Annotated in this window: 23 protein-coding genes; 14 read left to right on the forward strand and 9 right to left on the reverse strand. The window is 71.9% G+C overall.

The window, feature by feature from the left end; translation table 11 throughout:
• Positions 1–161: 161 nt before the first annotated feature.
• Positions 162–1,712 carry a S8 family serine peptidase gene (locus ACFWTC_RS33815; RefSeq protein ID WP_383915083.1) on the reverse strand — a complete coding sequence of 517 codons (1,551 nt, stop codon included), beginning with the start codon at positions 1,710–1,712 and terminating at the stop codon, positions 162–164.
• Between the two features lie 255 nt (positions 1,713–1,967).
• Between ACFWTC_RS33815 and ACFWTC_RS33820 the strand changes: the two genes are divergently transcribed.
• The 3 genes from ACFWTC_RS33820 to moaA all read left to right on the forward strand — a co-directional run bounded on the left by ACFWTC_RS33820 (position 1,968) and on the right by moaA (position 5,128).
• A complete protein-coding gene (locus ACFWTC_RS33820) occupies positions 1,968–2,336 on the forward strand; it encodes a DUF485 domain-containing protein (protein WP_383915082.1) in 369 nt (122 codons plus the stop codon).
• A complete protein-coding gene (locus tag ACFWTC_RS33825) occupies positions 2,333–3,961 on the forward strand; it encodes a cation acetate symporter (protein ID WP_383915081.1) in 1,629 nt (542 codons plus the stop codon). The genes ACFWTC_RS33820 and ACFWTC_RS33825 overlap by 4 nt, the downstream gene beginning before the upstream one ends.
• Positions 3,962–4,138: 177 nt before the next feature.
• Positions 4,139–5,128, forward strand: a complete 990-nt coding sequence (moaA, locus tag ACFWTC_RS33830; protein ID WP_383915080.1) for a GTP 3',8-cyclase MoaA — start codon at positions 4,139–4,141, stop codon at positions 5,126–5,128.
• Positions 5,129–5,211: 83 nt separating this feature from the next.
• On the opposite strand, the gene ACFWTC_RS33835 is transcribed toward moaA, so the two are convergent.
• Both ACFWTC_RS33835 and ACFWTC_RS33840 read right to left on the reverse strand, forming a co-directional pair.
• The gene (locus ACFWTC_RS33835) at positions 5,212–5,478 is read right to left on the reverse strand and encodes a hypothetical protein (protein WP_383915079.1); all 267 of its coding nucleotides are present in this window, start codon (positions 5,476–5,478) and stop codon (positions 5,212–5,214) included.
• 136 nt (positions 5,479–5,614) lie between these two features.
• On the reverse strand, positions 5,615–5,956 hold the full coding sequence (locus tag ACFWTC_RS33840; RefSeq protein WP_383915078.1) for a DUF3099 domain-containing protein: 342 nt from the start codon (positions 5,954–5,956) through the stop codon (positions 5,615–5,617).
• A gap of 187 nt (positions 5,957–6,143) precedes the next feature.
• Here ACFWTC_RS33840 and ACFWTC_RS33845 point away from each other — a divergent pair, with 187 nt between their 5' ends.
• Positions 6,144–6,422, forward strand: coding sequence for a GlsB/YeaQ/YmgE family stress response membrane protein (locus ACFWTC_RS33845; protein WP_351282589.1), 279 nt, complete (start codon positions 6,144–6,146; stop codon positions 6,420–6,422).
• A gap of 112 nt (positions 6,423–6,534) precedes the next feature.
• Here ACFWTC_RS33845 and tyrS read toward each other — a convergent pair whose 3' ends face one another.
• Genes tyrS through ACFWTC_RS33860 form a run of 3 tightly spaced genes read right to left on the reverse strand, consistent with a single transcriptional unit; the run spans position 6,535 to position 10,779 of the window.
• On the reverse strand, positions 6,535–7,803 hold the full coding sequence (gene tyrS, locus ACFWTC_RS33850; protein ID WP_384025247.1) for a tyrosine--tRNA ligase: 1,269 nt from the start codon (positions 7,801–7,803) through the stop codon (positions 6,535–6,537).
• A gap of 52 nt (positions 7,804–7,855) precedes the next feature.
• Entirely contained in the window at positions 7,856–9,259 is a 1,404-nt protein-coding gene (locus tag ACFWTC_RS33855) for a metallopeptidase TldD-related protein (RefSeq protein WP_383915076.1), read from the reverse strand.
• Positions 9,256–10,779, reverse strand: a complete 1,524-nt coding sequence (locus ACFWTC_RS33860; RefSeq protein ID WP_384074917.1) for a TldD/PmbA family protein — start codon at positions 10,777–10,779, stop codon at positions 9,256–9,258. The genes ACFWTC_RS33855 and ACFWTC_RS33860 overlap by 4 nt, the downstream gene beginning before the upstream one ends.
• Before the next feature lie 184 nt (positions 10,780–10,963).
• On the opposite strand from ACFWTC_RS33860, the gene fabG reads away from it, so the two are divergent.
• The 3 genes from fabG to ACFWTC_RS33875 all read left to right on the forward strand — a co-directional run bounded on the left by fabG (position 10,964) and on the right by ACFWTC_RS33875 (position 13,183).
• Entirely contained in the window at positions 10,964–11,683 is a 720-nt protein-coding gene (gene fabG / locus ACFWTC_RS33865; RefSeq protein WP_384025244.1) for a 3-oxoacyl-[acyl-carrier-protein] reductase, read from the forward strand.
• A gap of 5 nt (positions 11,684–11,688) precedes the next feature.
• The gene (fabI, locus tag ACFWTC_RS33870) at positions 11,689–12,459 is read left to right on the forward strand and encodes an enoyl-ACP reductase FabI (RefSeq protein WP_383915073.1); all 771 of its coding nucleotides are present in this window, start codon (positions 11,689–11,691) and stop codon (positions 12,457–12,459) included.
• A 223-nt stretch (positions 12,460–12,682) separates the two neighbouring features.
• Positions 12,683–13,183, forward strand: a complete 501-nt coding sequence (locus ACFWTC_RS33875) for a hypothetical protein (RefSeq protein WP_383915072.1) — start codon at positions 12,683–12,685, stop codon at positions 13,181–13,183.
• A 63-nt stretch (positions 13,184–13,246) separates the two neighbouring features.
• Here ACFWTC_RS33875 and ACFWTC_RS33880 read toward each other — a convergent pair whose 3' ends face one another.
• Positions 13,247–13,918: a FadR/GntR family transcriptional regulator gene (locus ACFWTC_RS33880; protein WP_383915071.1), complete on the reverse strand. Its 672-nt coding sequence runs from the start codon at positions 13,916–13,918 to the stop codon at positions 13,247–13,249.
• Between the two features lie 66 nt (positions 13,919–13,984).
• On the opposite strand from ACFWTC_RS33880, the gene ACFWTC_RS33885 reads away from it, so the two are divergent.
• The 4 genes from ACFWTC_RS33885 (at position 13,985) to ACFWTC_RS33900 (ending at position 16,488) form a co-directional block, all read left to right on the forward strand.
• A complete protein-coding gene (locus tag ACFWTC_RS33885; protein ID WP_383915070.1) occupies positions 13,985–15,289 on the forward strand; it encodes a CynX/NimT family MFS transporter in 1,305 nt (434 codons plus the stop codon).
• Positions 15,290–15,294: 5 nt separating this feature from the next.
• Positions 15,295–15,414: an SGM_5486 family transporter-associated protein gene (locus ACFWTC_RS33890; protein WP_279628666.1), complete on the forward strand. Its 120-nt coding sequence runs from the start codon at positions 15,295–15,297 to the stop codon at positions 15,412–15,414.
• Positions 15,415–15,571: 157 nt separating this feature from the next.
• Complete coding sequence (locus ACFWTC_RS33895) at positions 15,572–15,868, forward strand: hypothetical protein (protein WP_383915069.1); 297 nt, start codon at positions 15,572–15,574, stop codon at positions 15,866–15,868.
• 98 nt (positions 15,869–15,966) lie between these two features.
• Entirely contained in the window at positions 15,967–16,488 is a 522-nt protein-coding gene (locus ACFWTC_RS33900) for a SixA phosphatase family protein (protein WP_383915068.1), read from the forward strand.
• A gap of 131 nt (positions 16,489–16,619) precedes the next feature.
• Here ACFWTC_RS33900 and serB read toward each other — a convergent pair whose 3' ends face one another.
• On the reverse strand, positions 16,620–17,819 hold the full coding sequence (gene serB / locus ACFWTC_RS33905; protein ID WP_383915067.1) for a phosphoserine phosphatase SerB: 1,200 nt from the start codon (positions 17,817–17,819) through the stop codon (positions 16,620–16,622).
• Positions 17,820–18,705: 886 nt separating this feature from the next.
• Between serB and ACFWTC_RS33910 the strand changes: the two genes are divergently transcribed.
• Positions 18,706–21,255, forward strand: a complete 2,550-nt coding sequence (locus tag ACFWTC_RS33910; protein ID WP_383915066.1) for an FHA domain-containing protein — start codon at positions 18,706–18,708, stop codon at positions 21,253–21,255.
• Between the two features lie 107 nt (positions 21,256–21,362).
• On the opposite strand, the gene ACFWTC_RS33915 is transcribed toward ACFWTC_RS33910, so the two are convergent.
• A complete protein-coding gene (locus ACFWTC_RS33915; RefSeq protein ID WP_383915065.1) occupies positions 21,363–22,031 on the reverse strand; it encodes a transglycosylase SLT domain-containing protein in 669 nt (222 codons plus the stop codon).
• Between the two features lie 497 nt (positions 22,032–22,528).
• Here ACFWTC_RS33915 and ACFWTC_RS33920 point away from each other — a divergent pair, with 497 nt between their 5' ends.
• Positions 22,529–23,728: a GAF domain-containing sensor histidine kinase gene (locus ACFWTC_RS33920; RefSeq protein WP_383915064.1), complete on the forward strand. Its 1,200-nt coding sequence runs from the start codon at positions 22,529–22,531 to the stop codon at positions 23,726–23,728.
• Positions 23,721–24,371 (forward strand): response regulator, encoded by a 651-nt coding sequence (locus ACFWTC_RS33925; protein WP_383915063.1) that lies wholly within the window; start codon positions 23,721–23,723, stop codon positions 24,369–24,371. The genes ACFWTC_RS33920 and ACFWTC_RS33925 overlap by 8 nt, the downstream gene beginning before the upstream one ends.
• Positions 24,372–24,466: the final 95 nt, after the last annotated feature.

The following is a 24,466-nucleotide window of genomic DNA, read 5'->3' on the forward strand; positions in this document are numbered from 1 at the left end:
TTGGCGGCCCGCCCGGCGTTGTCGGTCCTTACCATGCCGGCCCGCCCGGGCGGGGGGGGGGGGCGCGGCGGGGGGGCGGGGGGGGGCGCGGGGGGGGGGGGGGGGCGGGGGGGGGGAGACCCCCGCCCGGCCCTCTCACGTACCGGGTACCGCCGCGCGTGCTACTTGACGGCCTTCAGCGCGTCGACCACGCCGTGGCCGTAGTAGCCCGTCTGGCCCCACTTGCTCTCGCAGGTGGTGGCGTCGATCAGGACGCCCGTGGCGTCGTAGACCTGCGCCGGGCAGGCCGTCTTGGTGGCCTGGCCCTTGAGCATCGTCTGGAGCTGCGAGGGCGTGGCCTTCGGGTGCGCGCTCTTCAGCAGCGCCGCGACGCCCGCGACGTGCGGGGTCGCCATGGAGGTGCCCTGCTTGTAGCCGTAGCCGCCGGGGACGGTGGACAGGATGCGGCCGTTGGCGTCCGGGGTGGCCGGGACCTGCCACTTGTCGCCGCCCGGGGCCGAGACGTCCGCGACTCCGAGGCCGTAACTGGAGTAGTAGGACTTGAAGCCCTTGTCACCGGTCGCGGTCACCGTCACGACGCCCGGCAGCTGCGTCGGGACGTCGAGGCAGACACGCGGGTCGATCGTGCGCGGCACCGGGGTGGTGTCGTTCGGGCTGGTCTCGTCGGTGATCGAGTCGGCCGAGAGGTCGAAGTTCTCGTTGCCGGCCGCGGCGACGTTCAGCACGCCCTTGCGCTCGGCGTACTTGCTCGCCCGGGTGAGGGCCTCCACCAGCGCCTTCTGGTCGTCGTCCGTCTTGCAGTTGAAGTACCAGGGGTCGACGTAGTAGCTGTTGTTGGTCACCTCGATCCCCTTCTCGGCGGCGAACATGAAGCCGCAGACGACCGCCTCGGTGTAGAACAGGCTGGTCGCCGGCTCGCTCACCTTGATCGCGGCTATCTGCACGCCCGGCGCGACGCCGCTGACGCCGACCCCGTTGCGCGGGGCCGCGATGGTGCCGGCCACGTGCGTGCCGTGGTCGCTGCCGTCGGCGTACGGACGCCAGGCGCCCTCGGAGGTGTCCGCGACGCCGCCGACACAGTTGGCGGACTGCTCCTTGGAGAAGTTCGCCGCGAGATCCGGGTGGGTGTCGTCCACACCCGTGTCGATGACGCCCACCGTGACGTTCCGGCTGCCATCGTTGATCTTGTGAGCCTCGTCGGCCTTGATCGCCCGCAGGTCCCACTGGTTGGACTCCAGCGGCTCCTGCCCCGGCGCGGCCTTCGCCGCGGCCATGGCGGCGTCCGCCGCGCTCAGCCGCTGCGTGGTGCCCTCCTCGGTGGTCTGCACCGTCGTCAGCGGGGCCGTGCGGGTGGCGCCGACCGACACGAAGAGGCTGCGCTGGGCCCGCAGCTGCTTGGCGAACTCCGGGTTCTGGGAGTGGGCGACGACGACCCCGATCTGCGGGTGGGACGTCACCACCGTGCCGCCGGCCCGCTCGATGGCCTCCTTCGCCTGCTTCACCGTGCCGTACGAGGTCAGGTTCGCCACGTACGACAGCTTGGGTCCGGAGGTGTCGGGCTTCGAAGCCGCCGCAGCGCCCGCCGTGTTGCCCAGCGGGGCCGCGGAGGCCGCGATCGAGGGCAGGAAGGCGAGCGAGGCGGTGAGCGCCAGGCCGACCGGAACGGCCAGACGGCCGTGCTTCCGGGCGGTACGCGACCCCAGATGCGCCATGGGTTCTCCACATCATCCGTGAAAAAGCCGCCCTGACGCGGTTGCGTCGGACGGGTTCATGACACAGAAACCTAGTACCGCTGTTCCCTTCTGTGCCATCAGTTCGAGAAATCAGTTCCCAAAGAAGCAGAAGGTGTTGAACCGTCCCGCCGCGCCGGCCGTGCCGTCGACCGGGAGGATCAGCGCCACCGTCCCCCCACGGAGGTTGTTTTGTCCGTCGTCCCGACCGCACCCGCGTCGCAAGGAGAGCCCCCCGTGACCACCGAAGCAGCAGCGCCACCACCGGAGGCCGAGGGCGCGTCCCAGGCGGGTCCCACGGCCGAGGAGTTCTCGCGGGTCCAGGACAGCGCCGAGTTCGGGGAACTGCGCCGCTCCTTCCGCTCGTTCGCCTTCCCGCTCACCGTGGCGTTCATCGCCTGGTACCTGCTGTACGTGCTGCTCTGCAGCTACGCGGCCGACTTCATGGGCGCCAAGCTCTTCGGGAACATCAACGTCGGCCTCGTCCTCGGCCTCGCCCAGTTCGCCACGACCTTCCTGATCGCCTGGCTGTACTCGCGGCACGCCGCCACCCGCCTCGACCCCAAGGCCCTCGCGATCAAGTCCCGTATGGAGGCCGGAGAATGAGCAGCGCCCTCCACCTGACCACGACCGCCGCGGGCGCCACCGAGCACCGGCCGCTGATCATCACCCTGTTCGGCCTGTTCGTCGTCGCCACCCTGATCATCACCGTGTGGGCCGGCCGCCAGACCAAGAGCGCCGCCGACTTCTACGCGGGCGGCCGCCAGTTCACCGGCTTCCAGAACGGCCTCGCGATCTCCGGCGACTACATGTCCGCCGCGTCGTTCCTCGGCATCGCCGGAGCCATCGCCCTCTTCGGCTACGACGGCTTCCTGTACTCCATCGGCTTCCTCGTCGCCTGGCTGGTGGCCCTGCTGCTCGTCGCCGAGCCGCTGCGCAACTCCGGCCGCTACACGATGGGCGACGTCCTCGCGTACCGGATGCGCCAGCGCCCCGTACGGACCGCCGCCGGCACCTCCACCATCGTGGTCTCGATCTTCTACCTGCTCGCCCAGATGGCCGGCGCGGGCGTGCTCGTCTCGCTGCTCCTCGGCATCACCAGCGACGGCGGCAAGGTGGCCGTGGTCGCGCTGGTCGGCGTCCTGATGATCGTCTACGTGACCATCGGCGGCATGAAGGGCACCACCTGGGTGCAGATGATCAAGGCGGTCCTGCTGATCGCGGGCGCCCTGCTCATCACGATGCTCGTGCTGGTCAAGTTCAACTTCAACGTCTCCGAGCTGCTGGGCAAGGCCGCGGAGAACAGCGGACAGGGCGCCAAGTTCCTCGAACCGGGCATGAAGTACGGCAAGGACTCCACGACGAAGCTCGACTTCATCTCGCTGGGCCTCGCCCTGGTCCTCGGCACCGCCGGACTGCCGCACATCCTGATCCGCTTCTACACCGTCCCGACGGCCAAGGCCGCCCGCAAGTCCGTGAACTGGGCCATCGGCATCATCGGCGCCTTCTACCTGATGACCATCGCCCTCGGCTTCGGCGCCGCCGCCCTGCTCAACCGGGCCGACATCCTGGCGTCGAACAAGGCGGGCAACACCGCGGCGCCCCTGCTCGCCCAGGAGATCGGCGGCGGAGCCGGCTCCACCGGCGGCGCCGTCCTGCTCGCCGTGATCTCGGCGGTCGCCTTCGCCACCATCCTGGCCGTGGTCGCCGGCCTCACCCTCGCCTCCTCCTCGTCCTTCGCGCACGACCTCTACGTCAACGTCATCCGCAGGGGCAAGGCCACCGAGAAGGAGGAGGTGCGCGCCGCCCGCTGGTCCACCGTCGTGATCGGCGCCGTCGCCATCGGGCTGGGCGCCCTCGCCCGCGACCTGAACGTGGCCGGCCTGGTCGCACTCGCCTTCGCGGTCGCCGCCTCCGCCAACCTGCCGACGATCCTCTACAGCCTCTTCTGGAAGCGCTTCACCACCCGGGGGGCGCTGTGGTCCATCTACGGCGGCCTGATCTCGGCCGTCGGCCTGGTGCTGTTCTCCCCGGTCGTCTCCGGGAAGCCCACCTCGATGTTCAAGGACGCCGACTTCTACTGGTTCCCCCTGGAGAACCCCGGCCTCATCTCCATCCCGCTCGGCTTCCTGCTGGGCTGGCTGGGAACCGTCCTGTCCAAGGAGAAGGCCGACGCGCAGAAGTTCGCCGAGCTGGAGGTCCGCTCGCTCACCGGAACAGGGGCGCACTGAGATCGTCCGAACACCCAGCGTGGCCGCGTCGTACGTCCCTACGACGCAGCCGCGCCGCCTCTCGTTCTTTCGGGCACCCCTTTACACCACCGGTGTCGCGTAGGCTCGAATGCAGCGCACGCGGTACGTCCTCAGCTGCGCGAACCCTACTGAACCGGACAGGGGAGGGGGCCCACAGTGCTTCTCGACACCTACGGCCGCGTGGCCACCGACCTGCGCGTCTCGCTCACCGACCGGTGCAATCTCCGCTGCACGTACTGCATGCCCGAAGAAGGCCTGCAGTGGCTCGGAAAGTCCGATCTGCTGAGTGACGACGAGATCGTCCGGCTGATCCGCATCGCGGTCACCCGGCTCGGCATCACCGAGGTCCGCTTCACCGGAGGCGAGCCGCTGCTGCGTCCCGGCCTGGTCGGGATCGTCGAGCAGTGCGCGGCCCTGGAGCCGCGCCCCCGGATGTCGCTCACCACCAACGGCATCGGCCTCAAGCGCACCGCGCAGGCCCTGAAGGCCGCCGGCCTGGACCGCGTGAACGTTTCCCTGGACACCCTGCGGCCCGAGGTCTTCAAGACCCTCACCCGCCGCGACCGGCACAAGGACGTCATCGACGGCATGGCCGCCGCCCGCGAGGCCGGCCTCACCCCGGTGAAGGTCAACGCGGTGCTGATGCCCGGCCTCAACGACGACGAGGCCCCCGACCTGCTGGCCTGGGCCGTCGGACACGAGTACGAGCTCCGCTTCATCGAGCAGATGCCGCTCGACGCCCAGCACGGCTGGAAGCGCGACGGCATGATCACCGCCGAGGCCATCCTGCAGTCCCTGCGCACCCGCTTCACGCTCACCGAGGAGGGCGCCGTCGAACGCGGCTCCGCCCCGGCCGAGCGCTGGGTCGTCGACGGCGGCCCGGCCACCGTCGGGGTCATCGCCTCGGTCACCCGGCCCTTCTGCGGCGCCTGCGACCGCACCCGGCTCACGGCCGACGGTCAGGTCCGTACGTGCCTGTTCGCCACTGAGGAGTCCGACCTGCGGGCCGCCCTGCGCTCGGGCGCACCGGACGAGGAGATCGCCCGGCTGTGGAAGGTCGCGATGTGGGGGAAGAAGGCCGGTTCCGGCCTGGACGACCCGTCCTTCCTGCAGCCCGACCGCCCGATGTCGGCGATCGGCGGCTGAGCCCCGGGGCGGGACGCTGCCCGCAACCGCCTGGAGGACCGCAACCGCCTGGAGGACCGCCGGCGAACGGCGGTCCGCGCGGGTCAGGCCCGCTCCGAGCCCTCCGGCTGCACCCACTCGTCGAGTTTCACGACGTCCTTGAGGAAACCGCGCACCCCCAGGAACCGGGACAGGTGCTCGCGGTGCTCCTCGCAGGCCAGCCACGTCTTGCGCCGCTCCGGCGCGTGCAGCTTCGGGTTGTTCCACGCCAGGACCCAGACGGCCGCGTCGCGGCAGCCCTTGGCGGAACAGGTGGGGGAACCGGCCTCGGGGCCGGAGGATCCAGGGCCGGAAAAGCTGGGGAAGTTCACGGCTCAACCCTAGAACGGAAAAGCGACGCCGAGCAGCCACGGGGGGAGCTGCCCGGCGTCGGTCCGTCGCTCCGACGGGGGATGCGGAGCGCGTAGGCAGTATGTCACGCAGGACCCGGTGCGGTGCACTGGAACTTCAGGATTGATCTGAGCCGTTCGTGAGCTTTCCGGCGTCCAGTGCGGGGTGCACAGGGGCCGGAATGAAGTGCGAGGGCAGCGAGGGCGTCGACTCGCGCCCCGCGTTGGCGATGACCACGGCGATGTACGGCAGCAGCGCGCCGGCGACGAGCGTCACGATCGCCACGGGGCGCTGGACATTCCACAACACCACCGTCGCGATGACCGACAGGGTCCGGATGACCATCGAGATCACGTACCGGCGCTGCCGTCCCCGGACGTCCTCGGCGAGACCCATCCGGGCACCGGTGATACGGAAGACCTCGGCCCCGTTCCGCTTCTGCCGCTTGGTCCGCTCCATGCTCCACCACCCGATCACCCGATCACCCGCCGGACGCTCCCGGTCCGGACCCTTCCACGGTACGCCGCCCCTCCCGAGGTGGGGAGAGAGGGGGTGTCCCCCTGACGGCCCTGTCTGAAATGCGTCGTACGCGCTCCTGCCCGAAGCTGGGCGCACGTGCGCACAAGGCGCCAGGAGGAGGCTCGGCATGAGTTGGTTGTGGGCGATCATCGTCGGTTTCGTGCTGGGCCTGATTGCCCGGGCCATCCTGCCGGGCAAGCAGCACCAGCCGCTCTGGCTGACCACGATCTTCGGCATCCTCGGCGCCGTCCTCGGCAACGCCGTCGCGACCTGGATCGGCGTCAACGACACCAAGGGCATCGACTGGATCCGGCACCTGCTGCAACTGGCCGGAGCGGTCCTCATCGTCGGCCTCGGCGACCTGCTCTACAACGCCGTCCGCGGCAACAAGCGGCAGATGACCTGAGGAACCGCGGACCCGGACCCGCCCGCGCGGGCAGCCGGGTCACGACGGAGGGGCCGGCCGGACCACGCGTCCGAACCGGCCCCTCCGCCGTACCCGCGGCGCGTCCCGGGCGTCAGGCGCCCGTGACCTCCACCGCGGCGAGGTTCTTCTTGCCGCGGCGCAGCACCAGCCACCGCCCGTGCAGCAGGTCCTGCGCGGCGGGGACCGCGTCCTCGGCGGTGACCTTGACGTTGTTCACGTAGGCACCGCCCTCCTTCACGGTCCGGCGGCCGGCCGACTTGCTGGCGACCAGGCCGGTCTCCGCGAACAGGTCCACGACCTGGCCGAGCTCGGCGACCCGGGCGTGCGGCAGCTCGGAGAGGGCCGCGGCCAGCGTGGCCTCGTCCAGCTCCGCCAGCTCGCCCTGGCCGAAGAGCGCCTTCGACGCGTCGATCACGGCGGCGCACTGGCCGGCGCCGTGCACCAGCGTCGTCAGCTCCTCCGCCAGCGCCCGCTGCGCGGCACGCGCCTGCGGCCGCTCGGCGGTCTGCGCCTCCAGCGCCTCCAGCTCCTCACGGTTCCGGAACGACAGGATGCGCATGTAGGTGGAGATGTCGCGGTCGTCCATGTTCAGCCAGAACTGGTAGAACGCGTATGGCGTCGTCATCTCCGGGTCGAGCCAGACGGCGCCGCTCTCGGACTTGCCGAACTTGGTGCCGTCCGCCTTGACCATCAGCGGGGTCGCCAGCGCGTGCACGACCGCACCCGGCTCCAGCCGGTGGATCAGGTCGAGGCCGGCCGTCAGGTTGCCCCACTGGTCGGATCCGCCCTGCTGCAGCACGCAGCCGTAGCGCCGGTACAGCTCCAGGAAGTCCATGCCCTGGAGGAGCTGGTAGCTGAACTCGGTGTAGCTGATGCCCTGGTCGGACTCCAGCCGGCGCGCGACCGAGTCCTTCGTCAGCATCTTGTTGACGCGGAAGTGCTTGCCGATGTCCCGGAGGAACTCGATGGCGGACAGGCCCGCCGTCCAGTCCAGGTTGTTCACCATGACCGCCGCGTTCTCGCCCTCGAAGGACAGGAACGGCTCGATCTGGGTGCGCAGCCGGGCCACCCAGTTCGCGACGGTCTCCGGGTCGTTCAGGGTCCGCTCGGCCGTCGGCCGCGGGTCGCCGATCTGCCCGGTGGCCCCGCCGACCAGCGCCAGCGGCCGGTGCCCGGCCTGCTGGAGCCGGCGTACGGTCAGCACCTGGACCAGGTGCCCGACGTGCAGCGAGGCCGCGGTCGGGTCGAAGCCGCAATAGAACGTGACCGGACCGTCCGCGAACGCCTTGCGCAGCGCTTCTTCGTCGGTGGACTGGGCGAACAGCCCGCGCCACTTCAGTTCGTCGACGATGTCCGTCACGGTCTCTCGACTCCTTCGATGCCTTGAATTGCCGTGGCTCAGTCTAGGTGGGTCAGACGCCCTTGCTGACCGAGCTCATGTTGAAGTCCGGGATGCGCAGGGCGGGCATCGCGGCCCGGGTGAACCAGTCGCCCCACTCGCGCGGCAGCGTCTTCTCCGTACGCCCCGCCTCCGAGGCCCGCGACAGCAGGTCCACCGGGGACTCGTTGAACCGGAAGTTGTTGACCTCGCCCACGACCTGCCCGTTCTCCACCAGGTAGACACCGTCCCGGGTCAGGCCCGTGAGCAGCAGGGTGGCCGGGTCCACCTCGCGGATGTACCAGAGGCAGGTCAGCAGCAGGCCCCGCTCGGTGCCCGCCACCATCTCCTCCAGCGACTTGTCGCCACCCCCGTCCAGGACCAGGTTCCCGAAGGCCGGCGCGAGCGGCAGGCCGGTCAGCGCGGCGCTGTGCCGGGTCGTGGTCAGCCGGGCCAGCTCGCCGTCCCGGATCCACTCGGTCGCCGGCACCGGCAGGCCGTTGTCGAACACCGAGGCGTCGTCGCCCGAGCTGTGCGCGATCACGAACGGCGCGGACTCCAGTCCCGGCGCGTTCGGGTCGCTGCGCAGCGTCAGCGGCAGCTGCGACAGCCGCTCGCCGACCCTGGTGCCGCCCCCCGGCTTGGCGAAGACCGTCCGGCCCTCCACCGCGTCCCGGGCGGCCGCCGACCACATCTGGTAGATCAGCAGGTCGGCCACGGCCGTCGGCGGCAGCAGGGTCTCGTACCGCCCGGCGGGCAGCTCGATCTTCCGCTCGGCCCACCCCAGGCGTACGGCCAGCTCCGCGTCCAGCACGGTCGGGTCCACGTCCTTGAAGTCCCGGGTGGCGCGGCCGGCCCAGGCGGAGCGCTGCCGGTCCGGGGACTTCGCGTTGAGCTCCAGCGTCCCGTTGGGCTGGTCGTGGCGCAGCCGCAGTCCCGTGGAGGTGCCGACGTACGTGGAGACCAGCTCGTGGTGGGCGAACCCGTACAGCTCCCGGCCGCCCGCCCGGGCCCGGGCGAAGGCCTCGCCGAGGGCCGGCGCGAAGTCCGCGAACACCGCCGAGGAGGTCTCGGCGGGAGCGTCGGCGAAGTCCGGCGAGGCCGGGGTCCCGGTCACCAGCGGCTGGGCGTCCTCGGCCGGACCGGCCCCGCGGGCGGCCGCCTCGGCGGCCCGTACCAGCGGCTCCAGGTCCGCGGCGGTGACGGCGGAGCGCGAGACGACCCCCGAGGCCGTGCCCTCCTTGCCGTCGACCGTCGCGATGACGGTCAGGGTCCGGCCGCGGGTGACGCCGTTGGTGGTGAGCGCGTTGCCGGCCCAGCGCAGGTTGGCGCTGGACTCCTCGTCCGCGATGACCACGCAGCCGTCGGCGGTGGAGAGCTCCAGTGCCCGCTCGACGATCTCGTGGGGCTTGGTGCGTCCGTTGGAAAGCGTGCTCATCGGCCGGCCTCCTGCGTGGTGTTCAAGATGTTCACGTCGCGGAACAGCGCGGACGGGCAGCCGTGCGAGACCGCCGCGACCTGCCCCGGCTGGGCCTTGCCGCAGTTGAAGGCGCCGCCCAGGACGTAGGTCTGCGGGCCGCCGACCTTCTCCATCGAGCCCCAGAACTCGGTGGTCGTCGCCTGGTACGCGACGTCGCGCAGCTGACCGGCCAGCCGGCCGTTCTCGATCCGGAAGAACCGCTGGCCCGTGAACTGGAAGTTGTAGCGCTGCATGTCGATCGACCAGGAGCGGTCGCCGACCACGTAGACGCCGCGCTCCACCCCGCCGATCAGGTCCTCGGTGGACAGCCCGCCCGGGTCCGGCCGGAGCGAGACGTTCGCCATCCGCTGGACGGGCACGTGCCCGGGGGAGTCGGCGTACGCGCAGCCGTTGGAGCGGCCGAGGCCGGTCAGCTTCGCGATCCGCCGGTCCAGCTGGTAGCCGACCAGGGTGCCGTCCTTGACCAGGTCCCAGCTCTGCGCCGCGACGCCCTCGTCGTCGAAGCCGACCGTGGCCAGCCCGTGCTCCGCGGTGCGGTCACCCGTCACGTTCATGATCGACGAGCCGTACTTCAGCTTGCCCAGCTGGTCGAAGGTGGCGAAGGAGGTCCCCGCGTACGCCGCCTCGTAGCCCAGCGCCCGGTCGAGCTCGGTGGCGTGGCCGATGGACTCGTGGATCGTGAGCCACAGGTTGGAGGGGTCCACCACGAGGTCGTAGCGCCCGGCCTCGACGCTCGGGGCCCGCATCTTCTCGGCGAGCAGGCCGGGGATCCGCTCCAGCTCGTCGTTCCAGTCCCAGCCCGTACCGGTCAGGTACTCCCAGCCGCGCCCCGCGGGCGGGGCGATGGTGCGCATCGAGTCGAACTCGCCGGTGGTGGCGTCCACGGCGACCGCGGTGAGCTGCGGGTGCACGCGCACCCGCTGCTGCGTGGTCGAGGTGCCCGAGGTGTCGGCGTAGAACTTGTTCTCGTGGACGGCGAGGAAGGAGGCGTCCACGTGCGCCACCCCGTCGGCCGCGAGCAGCCGGGCGCTCCAGTCGGCGAGCAGCGCCGCCTTCTCCGCGTCGGGGACCGCGAAGGGGTCCACGTCGTAGGCGGAGATCCAGGTCCGCTCGGAGTGCACCGGCTCGTCGGCCAGCTCCACGCGCTCGTCCGAGCCCGCGGCCTTGATCACCTGGGCGGACAGCTTCGCCATGGCCACGGCCTGGGAGGCCACCTTCGCGGCGGCGTCCATGGTCAGGTCGACACCGGAGGCGAACCCCCAGCTGCCGCCGTGCACCACCCGGACCGCGAACCCGAGGTCGGTGCTGTCGGAGCCGCCGGAGGGCTTGGCGTCCCGCAGCCGCCAGGAGGCGCTGCGGATCCGCTCCAGCCGGAAGTCGGCATGCTCGGCGCCCAGTGCACGCGCCCGGGCGAGCGCCGCGTCGGCGAGCGCCCGAAGGGGCAGCGCGGTGAAGGCCGCGTCGATGGAATGGGGCACGGAAGTCCTCCCGGGGTCGGGGCCGGTCGCCCCGATCATGTCGCGATCGGAGCTCAAGTACCTACATGTTTCTGTAGGGAATCGACAGAGCGGGTCGCCAGGCCCTGTCGGAGCTCGATTCTCTGTATGAGGGATTCGACCTATAGGTTTTTGGTATTCAGACCGCTAGCGAAAGGGTGATCCGTTGAGCCGCTCGGTTCTCGTCACCGGAGGAAACCGGGGCATCGGCCTCGCCATCGCCCGTGCCTTCGCGGAAGCCGGAGACAAGGTCGCGATCACGTACCGCTCGGGCGAGCCGCCGGAGGCGCTCACCTCCCTCGGCGTTCTGGCGGTCCGCTGCGACATTACCGATTCCGAGCAGGTGGAGCAGGCCTACAAGCAGATCGAGGACGCCCACGGCGCGGTCGAGGTGCTGGTGGCCAACGCCGGCATCACCAAGGACGCGCTGCTGATGCGCATGTCCGAGGAGGACTTCGCCTCGGTCGTCGACACGAACCTCACCGGCACCTTCCGTGTGGTCAAGCGCGCGAACCGTGGCATGCTCCGTGCCAAGAAGGGCCGCGTCGTCCTGATCTCCTCGGTCGTCGGCCTGCTGGGCTCGGCGGGACAGGCCAACTACGCCGCCTCCAAGGCCGCGCTGGTGGGTTTCGCCCGCTCGCTCGCCCGTGAGCTGGGCTCGCGCAATATCACCTTCAACGTGGTCGCCCCCGGTTTCGTGGACACCGACATGACGAAGGTGCTCACCGACGAGCAGCGCGCGGGCATCGTGGGCCAGGTGCCCCTGGGCCGCTACGCGCAGCCCGAGGAGATCGCGGCAGCCGTGAGCTTCCTGGCGTCCGACGACGCCGCGTACATCACCGGAGCCGTCATTCCCGTTGACGGCGGATTGGGCATGGGTCACTGATCACCATGAGCGGAATTCTCGAGGGCAAGCGCGTCCTCATCACCGGAGTGCTGATGGAGTCCTCCATCGCCTTCCACGCCGCCCGGCTGGCCCAGGAGCAGGGCGCCGAGGTCATCCTCACCGCGTGGCCGCGGCCGTCGCTGACCGAGCGCATCGCCAAGAAGCTGCCCAAGCCGGTGAAGGTGATCGAGCTCGACGTCACCAACGACGAGCACCTGGCCCGCCTGGAGGGCCTCGTCCGGGAGGAGCTCGGCGGCCTCGACGGCGTCCTCCACTCGATCGGCTTCGCGCCGCAGGACGCCCTCGGCGGCAACTTCCTGAACACGCCGTTCGAGTCGGTGGCCACCGCCATGCACGTCTCGGCGTTCTCGCTCAAGTCGCTGACCATGGCCTGCAAGCCGCTGTTCCCGGCGGAGGGCGCGGCCGTCGTCGGCCTCACCTTCGACGCGCAGTTCGCCTGGCCGCAGTACGACTGGATGGGCCCGGCCAAGGCCGCGCTGGAGGCCACCAGCCGCTACCTCGCCCGCGACCTGGGCAAGGAGAAGATCCGCTGCAACCTGGTCTCGGCCGGTCCGATCGGCTCGATGGCCGCGAAGTCGATCCCGGGCTTCGGCGAGCTGGCGGACGTCTGGAACCAGCGCTCCCCGATGGAGTGGGACATGAGCGACCCGGAGCCGACGGGCAAGGCCATCGTGGCCCTGCTGTCGGACTGGTTCCCGAAGACCACCGGCGAGATCGTCCACGTGGACGGCGGCCTGCACGCGATGGGCGCCTGACGGCTCCCCACCCTCCGTACGGCGGCGGCCGCGCTCCCCTTCCCGGGAAGCGCGGCCGTCGCTGTTCCCGGCGCCGTTTTCGCCGTGGGGGAGCGGTGCGGACGCCGTGATCGATCGGATGTCCGGTGCCGGACGGGGTCTTCCCGAGTCGAAAACCGTGACATAAGCCTGCAAACTGGCCAGGTCGGGATCTTCCCGGTTCCTGCGGGGAGGAGGTACGGGAGTGCGCGCGAGGCCGAGCCGATCGGTGTCCCTCCTGGTCACCTCCGTGATCCTGACCGCATTCCTGGCCCCCGGCGCGGCCGCGTGGCCGCCGGCGGGAGATCCCGCACCCGGACCCGGCGCGGCCGCCCCCGAGGGCGCGGCCCCCGAACGGGCCCCCGGGTCACTCCCCGGGGCGGTGCTCCCGGAAGCGGTGCTCCCCGAGGTCGTGGAGCTCGCCGTGATCCCCGTCGAGCCCCCCGTGCAGCCCGCGAAGCCCGGCGCCCGGGACCTGTTCGGCGCCGACTGCGACATCGAGACCGAGGGCTCCACGGTGACGGCGTACTGCCACAACAGCTACCCGGAGACCGACCTGGTGCGCCTGCACGTGGAGTGCGACCGCTGGTGGGACGTCGACGGCGACGGCGCGGCGGTTCCGGTCGGCCCGGCCGGGCGGGCCGAGATCACCGGCCGCTGCTGGAAGGAAGTCCGCTCCACCTGGGTCACCCACCAGCGGCTCTGACCCGGCCCGCCGGCCGCCGCGGCCCGGCGTCCGCCCCGTCCCGGCCCGCGGGCTGCCCCCCGGCTACTCCCGGCCGAGGCAGGCGAACGGGTAGCCGGCCGCCTCCGAGGCGGCCGCGTCGCCGTCCCCCCGCCGGATGGCCTCGATCAGCCGGGCGTGGTCGAGGTGGGCCGCGGGGTCGAGCACGGTGCCCACGTCGCCGCGCAGCCAGTCCGCCACCAAATCGCCGAGGTCCGCGTACAGCTCGATCAGCACCTCGTTGTGGGAAGCGGTCACCACCGCCATGTGCAGACTCACGTCCGCCGCCACGAACCGCTCCGCGTCCCCGCCGGCCCAGGCCTCCTCGCGCCGCGCCAGCAGCGCGTCCAGCTGGACGAGGTCCCGCTCGGTCCGCCGCTCCGCCGCGAGCCGGGCGCCCGAGGACTCCAGGGTGGAGCGCAGCTCCGCGATGTGCCGCGGCTCGGCGTTCGCGAAGCGGCGGTGCATGACGCCGGCCAGCTCGCTCGTGGCGAGGACGTACGTGCCCGATCCCTGGCGGATGTCGAGCAGGCCGTTGTGCGCCAGCGCCCGCACGGCCTCGCGGACGGTGTTGCGGGCGACGCCGAGCAGCTCCACGAGCTCGGGCTCGGTGGGGATACGCGAGCCCACCGGCCACTCTCCGGAGGTGATCTGGTTCCGCAACTGTGCGATCACCTGGTCGACGAGCGCGGAGCGCCGGGGCGAGGTCAGCGGCATGGGTTCCTCTCGAGAACAGCGTGCGCGACTGGACAACCAATCATCCCATGATTCTATGATGGTTGAATGTCCGACGATGAAATCCAGACCCTGAACCGCCCGCAGGTCGTGCGCCCCCCCGCCGACCAGCGGCCTCCCGTTTCCGCCCACGTGACCCCCACGTGGCTCGGTCCGGTGCTCATCGTCGGAATCGTGCTGGCCGCCCTCAACCTGCGGCCCGCCATCACCAGCCTCGGCGCCCTCTTCGAGGAGACCCGTACGGGCCTGGGCATGAGCGGCACCGTCGCCGGACTGATCACCTCCGTACCCGCCCTCTGCTTCGCCGTCTTCGGCATCACCGCCCCCCGGCTCTCCCGCCGCTTCGGCCCCGCCGCCGTCGTCTGCGCCGGCATGGCGGCCATCGCCGCCGGCCTCCTGATCCGGCCCTTCGCGGGCGGCGCCGCCGGATTCCTCGCCGCCAGCGCCCTGTCCCTGGCCGGCATAGCCCTGACCAACGTGCTCCTCCCGGTGATCGTCAAGCGCTACTTCCCGGACCGCGTCGGCACCATGACCGGCCTGTACTCCATGGCCCTGGCCGCCGGAACCTCCCTCGCGGCCGCTGCCACCGTCCCCCTGACCGGCGCCCTCGGCGGCAGCTGGCGCACCGGACTGCTGATCTGGGCCGTCCTCGCCCTCGTCGCCGTCCTGCCCTGGCTGCCCATCGCCCGCGCCTCCCGGCGCGCCGCGCGGGTCGCCGCCGAGCAGGCCGGCGCGGGCGCCGCCGTACGGGCCGACGCCGGCCCTCGCATCGTCCGCAGCCGCACCGCATGGGCCCTGGCCTGCTACTTCGGCCTCCAGGCCACCGGCGCCTACGTGACCATGGGCTGGCTCCCGCAGATCTTCCGCGACTCCGGGGTCTCCGCCTCCACCGCCGGGGTGCTCCTCGCCGTCACCATGGTCATGGGCGTGCCGCTCGCCTTCGTCATCCCCCGCCTGGCCGGCCGGATGAGGAACCAGGGGGCCATCGCCGCCGCCCTCGGCCTGTTCGGCCTCGCCGGATACCTCGGCCTCTACCTCGCCCCCGCCGCCGGAGCCTGGGCCTGGGCGCTCCTCCTCGGCATCTCCAACTGCGCCTTCCCCCTCGTCATCACCCTCATCGGCCTGCGCGCCAAGTCCCCGGCCGGGGTCGTCAAGCTCTCCGCCTTCGCCCAGAGCGTCGGCTACCTCATCTCGATCCCCGGCCCGCTGCTCATCGGCGCCCTCTACCAGCACAGCGGCGGCTGGGACCTGCCCCTCGCACTGATGGCCGCACTCCTCGTCCCGCAGATGGTCCTGGGCGTCCTGGCCGGACGGGACCGCACGATCGAGGACGAATGCGGCATGCGAGACTGACCGGCATGTCGCCCGTACTCGAACCGAACCCCCAGAACGGCCGCAAGAAGCTCGGCCTCGTCTTCGGCGCGATGATCGCCGTGACCGTGATCATCGCCGTCATCGCGACGATCGCCTCCCCCTGACACCGGCCCCCCGCAGGGGTGGTGGGGATAACCCCCCTCCCCCTAGGGGGTCAGGGTCAGGGTGAAGTGGGGTGTGCCCCGGATGGGAGCCGCGCCTTCGGATCCATAGATTCGAAGACAGCGAGCCCGTCCCGACCGCACACCCACGGAGGCGGCCATGTCGGCCCCCACGCACACCCGGCCCCTCCCGCCCCGCCCCCGTCCCACCGCGCCCGCCGTACCGCCGGCCGGCGGCGCCCGCCCGGCCGCGGCCGTCACCGGCCGCCCCCGCGGCGGCCGTGCCCGCGGGGACGCCGACGCCCGCCTGCACTGGTGGGCCCTCGTACTGCCCGCGCTCGCCTTCGGCGTCCTGCTGCTCCTCGCCGGATCCGGCGAAGCCCGGGCGGCCACTGCGGACGGCGACGGCCCGGGCCTGGTCCGGGTCGCGGAACAGCTCCTGCGCGCCGTCGGCTGACACCGCGCGCCCGTACGTACCGGGACGCGCGCCGCACCGGCCGACGAGCCTCCCAACAGCCTGCGCCCCGTGGCTCGTTTCGTGCGAAGCTGGGAGTCATGAGCGCCGACACACCCCGCAGGATCGCCCTCCTCCGGCACGCCAAGGCCGACTGGCCCCAGGTGTCCGACCACGACCGCCCGCTGGCGGAACGAGGCCGCAAGGACGCGCCGGCCGTCGGTCTGAAGCTCGCCGAATCCGGCATCGCCTTCGACCTGGCCCTCTGCTCCACCGCCGCCCGGACCCGCGAGACCTGGAAGCTGGCCGTCCAGGAGCTGCCGCACCGGCCGAAGACCTCCTACGAGGAGCGGCTCTACGACGCCTCGCTGGGCGAGCTGATCGCCCTGCTGAACGAGACCTCCGACGAGGTCGCCGACCTGCTCGTCATCGGCCACAACCCCGGCATGCACGCCCTCGCCGACGCCCTCTCCGCGCGCGGGGAGGGCGATGCCCTGGCGCGAATGAGCCGTACGGGATTCCCCACCGCGGCGCTCGCCGTCGTCTCCTTCACCGGCTCGTGGAAGACCCTGGAGCGCGGCATGGGCACGCTGCTCGACTTCTGGACCCCCAAGGAGCACTGACCGGAACCCCCGGCCACCCGACGCGAAGGGCCCCGGCGGGCAGTGCGCCCGCCGGGGCCCTTCACGTCATGCCGTACGGGTTCCCGGGCCGCGGGGTCCGCGCCGCGGGTCCAGCGCCACGCGTCCCCGCGTCACGCCAGGTCGGCGGCCTCGATCTCCTCGCGGGTGATGCCGAGCAGGTACAGCACGGCGTCGAGGAAGGGCACGTTCACCGCGGTGTGGGCGGCCTCGCGGACCACCGGCTTTGCGTTGAAGGCCACGCCCAGCCCGGCCGCGTTCAGCATGTCCAGGTCGTTCGCGCCGTCGCCGATGGCCACCGTCTGGGAGAGGGGGACGTCGGCCTCGGCGGCGAACCGGCGCAGCAGGCGCGCCTTGCCGGCCCGGTCCACGATCTCGCCGGTGACCCGCCCGGTCAGCTTGCCGTCGACGATCTCCAGGGTGTTGGCGGCGGCGAAGTCCAGCCCGAGCCGCTCCCGCAGGTCGTCCGTGACCTGCGTGAACCCGCCCGAGACCACGCCCACCTGGTAGCCGAGCCGCTTGAGGGTGCGGATCAGGGTCCGGGCGCCCGGCGTCAGCTGCACCTCGGCGCGGACCTTGTCCACGACGGAGGCGTCCAGCCCCGCCAGCAGCGCCACGCGGGCGTGCAGCGACTGCTCGAAGTCCAGCTCGCCGCGCATGGCCCGCTCGGTGACCTCGGCGACCTCGGCCTCGCAGCCCGCGTGCGCGGCGAAGAGCTCGATGACCTCGTCCTGGATCAGGGTCGAGTCCACGTCCATGACGACCAGGCGCTGGGCCCGGCGGCTCAGCCCGGCCGAGACCACGGCCACGTCCACGCCGATGTGCGAGGCGGCAGTGGCCAGCGCGGTGCGCAGCGGCTCGGTCTCGGTGCCGGAGACGGCGAACTCCACCGCCGTCACCGGGTACTTCGCGAGCCGGAAGATGCGGTCGATGTTGCCGCCGGTGGCCGTGATCCGGGCGGCGATCTGCGCCGTCGACTCGGCGGTGAGCGGGTGCCCGAGCACGGTGACGTGGGAACGGCCGCTGCCGCGCGGCCGGTTGTCGCCGGTGCCGGAGAGGATCTCGGCCTGCAGCTTGAGCGATTCGGCCCAGCTGTGGACGGTGGCCCGCAGGTCGCCCTCGGTGCCGCCGACGGGCTTGGTGACGAGGGCGCACAGGACGATGCGGCCGCGGGTGACGACCTGCTCGATGTCGACGACGTCGACGGAGTAGGCGGCGAGGGTGTCGAACAGCCCGGCGGTGATCCCGGGACGGTCCTTGCCGAAGATCTTGACGAGGAGGGTGGGGACGTCGGAGGTCTGCGATGCGCTCATGGTGACCTCACCGTATCTTCCCCGGGCCGGGGACAGGACCCCCGTCCCACTCCCTGAACGCGCCGCGGCCGGGGGCGGCCGGCTGCCCCCGGGCGGCCCACTGCCGCCGCGTCTGCCGGGGGTGCCGCACGGATCCCGCCGCACGCCGTACACCGTCCGCCGCGTGTCGGCCCGCAGTCCCGGCGCACCACCGCCGGGGCGGCCGGGAGCAGCCGGGCCGGGACCGCCGGCCCGCGGTGCGGGCCCGTCGCCGCCGGGGCACCCGTACGGAGTCCCCGTACGCCGAACCGGCGCGCCGGGCGCCGGGGCGGGGCACCGTGCGGCGCCCCCGGCCGGTCCCGTGTGCGCGGGTCGGCGCGCGTCCGGTGGGTGCCGCTGTCACGGGCGGCGGCGCGGCCGCGAGCCGCCCCGCCACCGCCGAGGCCGTCGCGGGCAGCCGGGCCGGCGCGGCCGGCCCGCGGCGCGAGACGCGTAGCCGCCCCACCCCCCAAGCGCCGTCGCCGCCCACACTGCCGGGTCCGGCCCACCTGCGGCACGCCCCCGTCGGGCGCGGCGTGCGAGCGGTGCCCCCGATGCCCCGGCTCCGACGCGAGCCCGACGCGAGCCCACCGGGACCACCGAGCCCTCCGGGACCACCGAGCCCTCCGGGACACCGAGCCCGCCGGGACGTCCGCGACCACCGGGGCACCTGGGCACCCCCGGGCGAGAAGTCCCGTATCACACCCTCCGGGTGGCTTTCGCCCCCGTCAACGGCCGGTTGTGGACGCCCCCGCGCGGCCCGGATTCCACATGTGGCCGTGGGCCTGAAATAGTTCCCCCGGATGTTCGCCATACCTAGACTCCCTGACGTCATGGGGGATTCTCGGGGGACCTAAGTGGGGCTGGAGTGCCGGAACTCGTACTGGAACTGAACGGAAGGACCTGGACGCTCGATCCGTCCAGGTCGTACTCGCTGGGGCGCGACCCCCAGGGAGATGTGGTGATCGACGACGCCCGGGTGTCGTGGCGGCACGCCACCATCAGCTGGAACGGCCGCGGTTGGGGCATCGAGGACCACGGCAGCACCAACGGCACCTACGTGCGCGGAGCCCGGGTCCAGCAGGCCGAGCTCGTGCCCGGTACGCCGGTCCACCTCGGCAACGCCACCGACGGCCCGCGGCTGAACCCGGTCGGCGCCGCCGCCCCGGCGGCGCAGCCGGTGCAGGCCCAGGCCCACGCCCCGGCGTACCAGGCCCCGCAGCAGCCCCAGCAGCAGGCCTGGGAACAGCAGCAGCAGGCACCGCAGCACCAGCAGTACGCCCCGCAGCACCAGGTACCGCAGCAGCAGCAACCGCAGCAGCCGCAGCCGCACCTCCCGCACCAGCAGGGCGGCGGCCCCGCCGCGTCCCGGCCGGCGCAGGGCGGGGCGCCCGGCTACGGCGACCGCAGCCCCACGACGTTCCACCAGCTCTCGCTGGGCCACGTCATGCGGATCGGCCGTGCGCTGGAGAACGAGCTGGTGGTCTCCGACCTCCAGGTCTCCCGCCACCACGCCGAGTTCCGCTCGATGCCGGGCGGCCGCTTCGAGATCCGCGACCTGGGCAGCCACAACGGCACCTACGTCAACGGCCAGCCGGTGGCCAAGTCCGGCACCGCGCTGCTCGGCCCGAACGACATCGTCGGCGTCGGCCACTCGACGTTCCGGATCGTCGGCGACCGCCTCGAGGAGTTCGTCGACACCGGCGAGGTCTCCTTCTCGGCCCGCCACCTCACGGTCACGGTCGACGGCGGCAAGCAGATCCTCAAGGACGTCACCTTCGGCGTCCCGGAGAAGTCGCTGATCGGCGTCATCGGCCCCTCGGGCTCCGGCAAGTCGACGCTGCTCAAGGCGCTGACCGGCTACCGGCCCGCCAACCAGGGCGACGTCCTCTACGACAACCGCAACCTGTACAAGCAGTTCGCGGAGCTCCGCCAGCGCATCGGCCTGGTCCCGCAGGACGACATCCTGCACAAGGAGCTGCGGGTCCGCACCGCCCTCAAGTACGCGGCCAAGCTCCGCTTCCCCGGTGACACCGCCGAGTCCGAGCGCGCCGCCCGCGTCGACGAGGTCCTGCGCGAGCTCAAGCTCGACATCCACAAGGACAAGAAGATCACCGCGCTCTCTGGCGGTCAGCGCAAGCGCGTGTCCGTGGCCCTGGAGCTGCTCACCAAGCCGTCGCTGATCTTCCTGGACGAGCCGACCTCCGGCCTCGACCCGGGCATGGACCGCGACGTCATGCAGCTGCTGCGCGGCCTCGCCGACGACGGCCGCACGGTCCTCGTCGTCACCCACTCCGTCGCCGAGCTGGCCATCTGCGACAAGCTGCTGGTCATGGCGCCGGGCGGCTCGGTCGCGTACTTCGGCCCGCCGGACGAGGCGCTGAACTTCTTCGGCTACACCACGTGGGCCGACGTCTTCTCCGCCTTCGAGAACTACCGCGAGTACGACTGGGCCGAGCGCTGGAAGAGCTCGCAGCACTACCAGCTGTACGCCGCCGACATCGACGCGGTCGCCCCGCAGTCGGTCGCGATGGCGCCGGCCCAGCGGATGCGCCCGCCCAAGCCGCAGGGCTGGGGCTCCCAGCTCTTCACGCTGATGCGCCGCTACGTCTCGGTGATCGCCTCCGACAAGGGCTTCATCGGCCTGATGCTGATCCTGCCCGCGGTCCTGGGCGTGGTCTCCACGGTCATCCCCGCGAAGTTCGGCCTCGCGCCGCCCGTGGCGCCGTCCCGCTTCAACGGCGACGCCGGCACGATCATGCTGATCCTCGCGGTCGGCATGTGCTTCTCCGGCGCCGCCAACTCGGTCCGCGAACTGATCAAGGAACGCGTGATCTACGAGCGGGAGCGCGCCACCGGCCTGTCCCGGTCCGCGTACCTCATGTCGAAGGTGATCGTCCTCGGCGTCATCACGGCCATCCAGGGCGTGATCATCTGCGGCATCGGCTTCTTCCCGCGCGACCTGCCCACCGAGGGCCTGATCCTGCCGCCGGCCGTGGAGATCTGCCTGTCGGTCATCGCGCTCGGCTTCACCTCGATGATGTTCGGCCTGGTGATCTCCTCGCTGGTGAAGACCGCCGAGAAGACCATGCCGCTCCTGGTCATGTTCGCGATCGTCCAGGTCGTCTTCACCGGCATCCTCTTCCAGCTGTACGACTCCCCGGGCCTGGAGCAGTTCGCCTGGCTGATGCCGTCCCGCTGGGCGATCGCCGCCGCCGGCTCCACTCTGAACCTCGGCGTGCTCATGCCGCCGTGGGACCCCGACAACCCGACCAACACCGACCCGCTCTGGGACGCGACGGTCGGCCAGTGGAGCCTGAACATCACCGTCCTGCTCCTCCTCGGCATCGCCTGCGGCTTCGCGGTGCAGCGTCTGCTGCGCCGCCACGAGCCCGAGGTGATGCGCGCGGGCAAGTAGGCCCCGCCCGCGGACGCGCGCACGAACGCCTCAGGGCGGCACCCGGTACTCCGGGGCCGCCCTGAGGCGCATGGGGGGTCGGGGAGGGCCGACGGACCGTGCCAGGCCTAGTAGGCGCTGTTGACGTTGTCCATCGAGCCGTAGCGGTCGGCCGCGTAGTTGCAGGCGGCGACGATGTTCGCGACCGGGTCGTACTGGTCGAACTTGGTGCCCTTGACGTGGTACGCCTTGAAGGTCGGGGCGATGACCTGGAGCAGGCCCTTCGACGGGATGCCGTTGCGGGCGTTGATGTCCCAGTTGTTGATCGCCAGCGGGTTGCCGCTGGACTCGCGCATCACGTTGCGGTGGATACCGTGGTAGGAACCCGGAATGCCCTCGCGCTTCATGATGAAGAGGGCTTCCTTGATCCAGCCGTCGAGGTTGTTCGCGAAGACCGGGGTACGGGTCGCGGAGCGGCTCGCAGCCGTCTTCTGCCCGCGGTCCTTCTTGGCGTCCGCCGCGGCCTTGGCCTTGGCCTTCGCCGCCGCGTCCGACACGGCCTTGGCCGCGACGACGTGCTGGACGGAGAGGTTCTGCTGTACAGCCTTCGTCTGGGCTCCGTCGACGACCCGGGTCCAGGCGACGGGGGCCGTGGAGACGACGGTCTCGGTCTCGCCGGCACCGGCCGGGACGAGGGAGAAGGCGAGCGCGGCGGCACCGAGCGTGGCGACACCGGAGATGGACAGCTTGTGTGCCTTCGTCAGACGACTGTGACCGGGAGTGCTGGAAGCAGACATGGCGGGGCAACCTCTTCGACGGGGGGCCACCCCCGGGCAGTCTGAGGGCGGGGCCGCAGGAAAGCGCCGCGCTGATCCGAGATCTGCGGCGCTGTGCGACGGGAGCAATTCTTAGCGGCGGCAAAATTGCCTGGCAAAGGTGTGACGTACGACCCCGCTTAGTGGATCAGGGGGCGCCGACTCGCCCCGTTTTGCCGCATCAGAGCTACGCGCGCCCGAGCTCACAGGACCTTCACCCGTCCACTAGGGAGCTTCGTAAGTGACCTGCGTCCTATGTGCGGGCTCACATCGGGCACGTAACAATCTCACCCAACGTTGCGGAAGCAACGCGAAGTGTCACGCACGTACGACCTGAGGACCACGCGGCCGCCCCGGATCTCATCCCGAAGACAGAGACGGCACGGGCCGCCCCCCGCCCCCGGCCGTAGGCCGAGCGCCCCCCGCCCCTCGGTCCGGCGCCCGATCCCGCAGGTCAGGCCCGCGAGTACGGTGAGGTCATGACAGCCAGCCCCGGGTACGGGGGTCCCCGCAGCGGCCTCGCGGCCGTGAGCACCGCACTGCTCGCCATGAGCCGCACGCTGGAGGTCCGCGACGTCCTGCGCACGATCGTCGTCTCGGCCCGCGAGCTCCTGGACGCCGAGTACGCGGCCCTGGGCGTCCCGGACGACCACGGCGGCTTCGCCCAGTTCGTCGTGGACGGCATCAGTGAGGAGCAGTGGCGACGGATCGGCCCGCTGCCCCGCCAGCACGGCATCCTCGCCGCGATGCTCCACCAGGACGGCCCCCAACGGCTGGCCGACGTGCGCGAGGACCCGCGCTTCGGTGGCTGGCCGTCCGCCCACCCCGACATGTCCGAGTTCCTCGGCCTGCCCGTCCGCGACGGCGAGGAGACCCTCGGCGCCCTCTTCCTCGCGAACAAGCGCAGGGCCCCGGCCGGCGGCGGCAGCGGCGGTACGGGCGGTAGGGGAGGTGCGGGCGGTACCGGCTTCACCGACGAGGACGAGGAACTCCTCTCCCTCCTCGCCCAGCACGCGGCGATCGCCCTCACCAACGCCCGGCTCTACGAGCGCAGCCGCGAGCTGACCATCGCCGAGGAGCGCTCCCGCCTCGCCCACGAGCTGCACGACGCCGTCAGCCAGAAGCTCTTCTCCCTCCGCCTCACCGCCCAGGCCGCGGCCGCCCTCGTGGACCGCGACCCGGCCCGGGCCAAGGGCGAGCTCCACCAGGTGGCCGCCCTGGCGGCGGAGGCCGCCGACGAACTGCGGGCCGCCGTGACGGAGCTGCGCCCGGCCGCCCTGGACGAGGACGGACTCGTCGCGACCCTGCGCGCCCACGTCCACGTACTCGACCGCGCGCACGCCGCGCACGTCACCTTCACCTGTGACGGCGTACGCGCCCTCCCCGGGCCCCAGGAGGAAGCCCTCCTGCGCGTCGCCCAGGAGGCCCTCCACAACGCCCTGCGGCATTCGGGCGCCGACCGCGTCGAGGTGGCCCTGGCCCGCACGCCCGGCGGGGGAGCGGTCCTCAGGGTCACCGACGCGGGCCGCGGCTTCGACCCCCGGACGGTCCGCAGCGCGGGCCGCCACCTGGGCCTGGTCTCCATGCGCGACCGCGCGGGCGGCGTCGGAGGCCGGCTCGCCGTGCACGCGGAGCCCGGCAGGGGCACCACGATCGAGATGGAGGTACCCGGTGGCTGACACCCCCGGCCGAATCCGCGTCCTGCTGGTCGACGACCACCAGGTGGTCCGGCGGGGCCTGCGCACCTTCCTGGAGGTCCAGGACGACATCGAGGTGGTCGGCGAGGCCTCCGACGGAGACGAGGGCCTCGCCCGCGCCGAGGAGCTGCGCCCGGACGTGATCCTCATGGACGTCAAGATGCCGGGCACCGACGGCATCGAGGCCCTGCGCAGGCTGCGCGGGGCGGCGAACCCGGCACGGGTGCTGATCGTCACGAGCTTCACCGAGCAGCGCACCGTGGTCCCCGCCCTGCGGGCGGGCGCAGCCGGGTACGTCTACAAGGACATCGACCCCGACGCCCTCGCCGGCGCGATCCGCTCCGTCCACGCCGGACACGTCCTCCTCCAGCCGGAGGTGGCGGAGGCGCTGCTCTCCCAGGACGGCCAGGGCCCTCCGTCGGGCCGCGGGGGCTCGCTGACCGAACGGGAGCGGGAGGTCCTCGCCCTCATCGCGGACGGCCGTTCGAACCGCGAGATAGCGCGGGCCCTCGTCCTGTCGGAGAAGACCGTCAAGACGCACGTCTCGAACATCCTGATGAAGCTGGACGTCGCCGACCGCACCCAGGCCGCGTTGTGGGCGGTCAGGCACGGCCTCACCGACTGAGGGGGGCCCGGCCGGAGGCGTCGGGCAGACCATCGGAGATTCATACGGTCGGGTGTATGTAGCCCACATGGCGTATCCCCGGGGCCGGGCGGCCG

Source organism: Streptomyces sp. NPDC058619, assembly GCF_042717785.1.
In the GTDB taxonomy this organism is placed as follows: domain Bacteria; phylum Actinomycetota; class Actinomycetes; order Streptomycetales; family Streptomycetaceae; genus Streptomyces.

Excerpts from the sequence above, each read along its gene's own strand:
- ACFWTC_RS33920 (WP_383915064.1), top strand. The coding sequence starts at position 22,529 with ATGACAGCCAGCCCCGGGTACGGGGGTCCCCGCAGCGGCCTCGCGGCC.
- ACFWTC_RS33885 (WP_383915070.1), top strand. The coding sequence starts at position 13,985 with ATGTCCGACGATGAAATCCAGACCCTGAACCGCCCGCAGGTCGTGCGC.
- ACFWTC_RS33915 (WP_383915065.1), bottom strand. The coding sequence starts at position 22,031 with ATGTCTGCTTCCAGCACTCCCGGTCACAGTCGTCTGACGAAGGCACAC.
- ACFWTC_RS33890 (WP_279628666.1), top strand. The coding sequence starts at position 15,295 with ATGTCGCCCGTACTCGAACCGAACCCCCAGAACGGCCGCAAGAAGCTC.
- ACFWTC_RS33825 (WP_383915081.1), top strand. The coding sequence starts at position 2,333 with ATGAGCAGCGCCCTCCACCTGACCACGACCGCCGCGGGCGCCACCGAG.
- serB (WP_383915067.1), bottom strand. The coding sequence starts at position 17,819 with ATGAGCGCATCGCAGACCTCCGACGTCCCCACCCTCCTCGTCAAGATC.
- ACFWTC_RS33840 (WP_383915078.1), bottom strand. The coding sequence starts at position 5,956 with ATGGAGCGGACCAAGCGGCAGAAGCGGAACGGGGCCGAGGTCTTCCGT.
- ACFWTC_RS33815 (WP_383915083.1), bottom strand. The coding sequence starts at position 1,712 with ATGGCGCATCTGGGGTCGCGTACCGCCCGGAAGCACGGCCGTCTGGCC.
- ACFWTC_RS33900 (WP_383915068.1), top strand. The coding sequence starts at position 15,967 with ATGAGCGCCGACACACCCCGCAGGATCGCCCTCCTCCGGCACGCCAAG.
- ACFWTC_RS33895 (WP_383915069.1), top strand. The coding sequence starts at position 15,572 with ATGTCGGCCCCCACGCACACCCGGCCCCTCCCGCCCCGCCCCCGTCCC.
- ACFWTC_RS33845 (WP_351282589.1), top strand. The coding sequence starts at position 6,144 with ATGAGTTGGTTGTGGGCGATCATCGTCGGTTTCGTGCTGGGCCTGATT.
- ACFWTC_RS33855 (WP_383915076.1), bottom strand. The coding sequence starts at position 9,259 with ATGAGCACGCTTTCCAACGGACGCACCAAGCCCCACGAGATCGTCGAG.
- ACFWTC_RS33880 (WP_383915071.1), bottom strand. The coding sequence starts at position 13,918 with ATGCCGCTGACCTCGCCCCGGCGCTCCGCGCTCGTCGACCAGGTGATC.
- fabI (WP_383915073.1), top strand. The coding sequence starts at position 11,689 with ATGAGCGGAATTCTCGAGGGCAAGCGCGTCCTCATCACCGGAGTGCTG.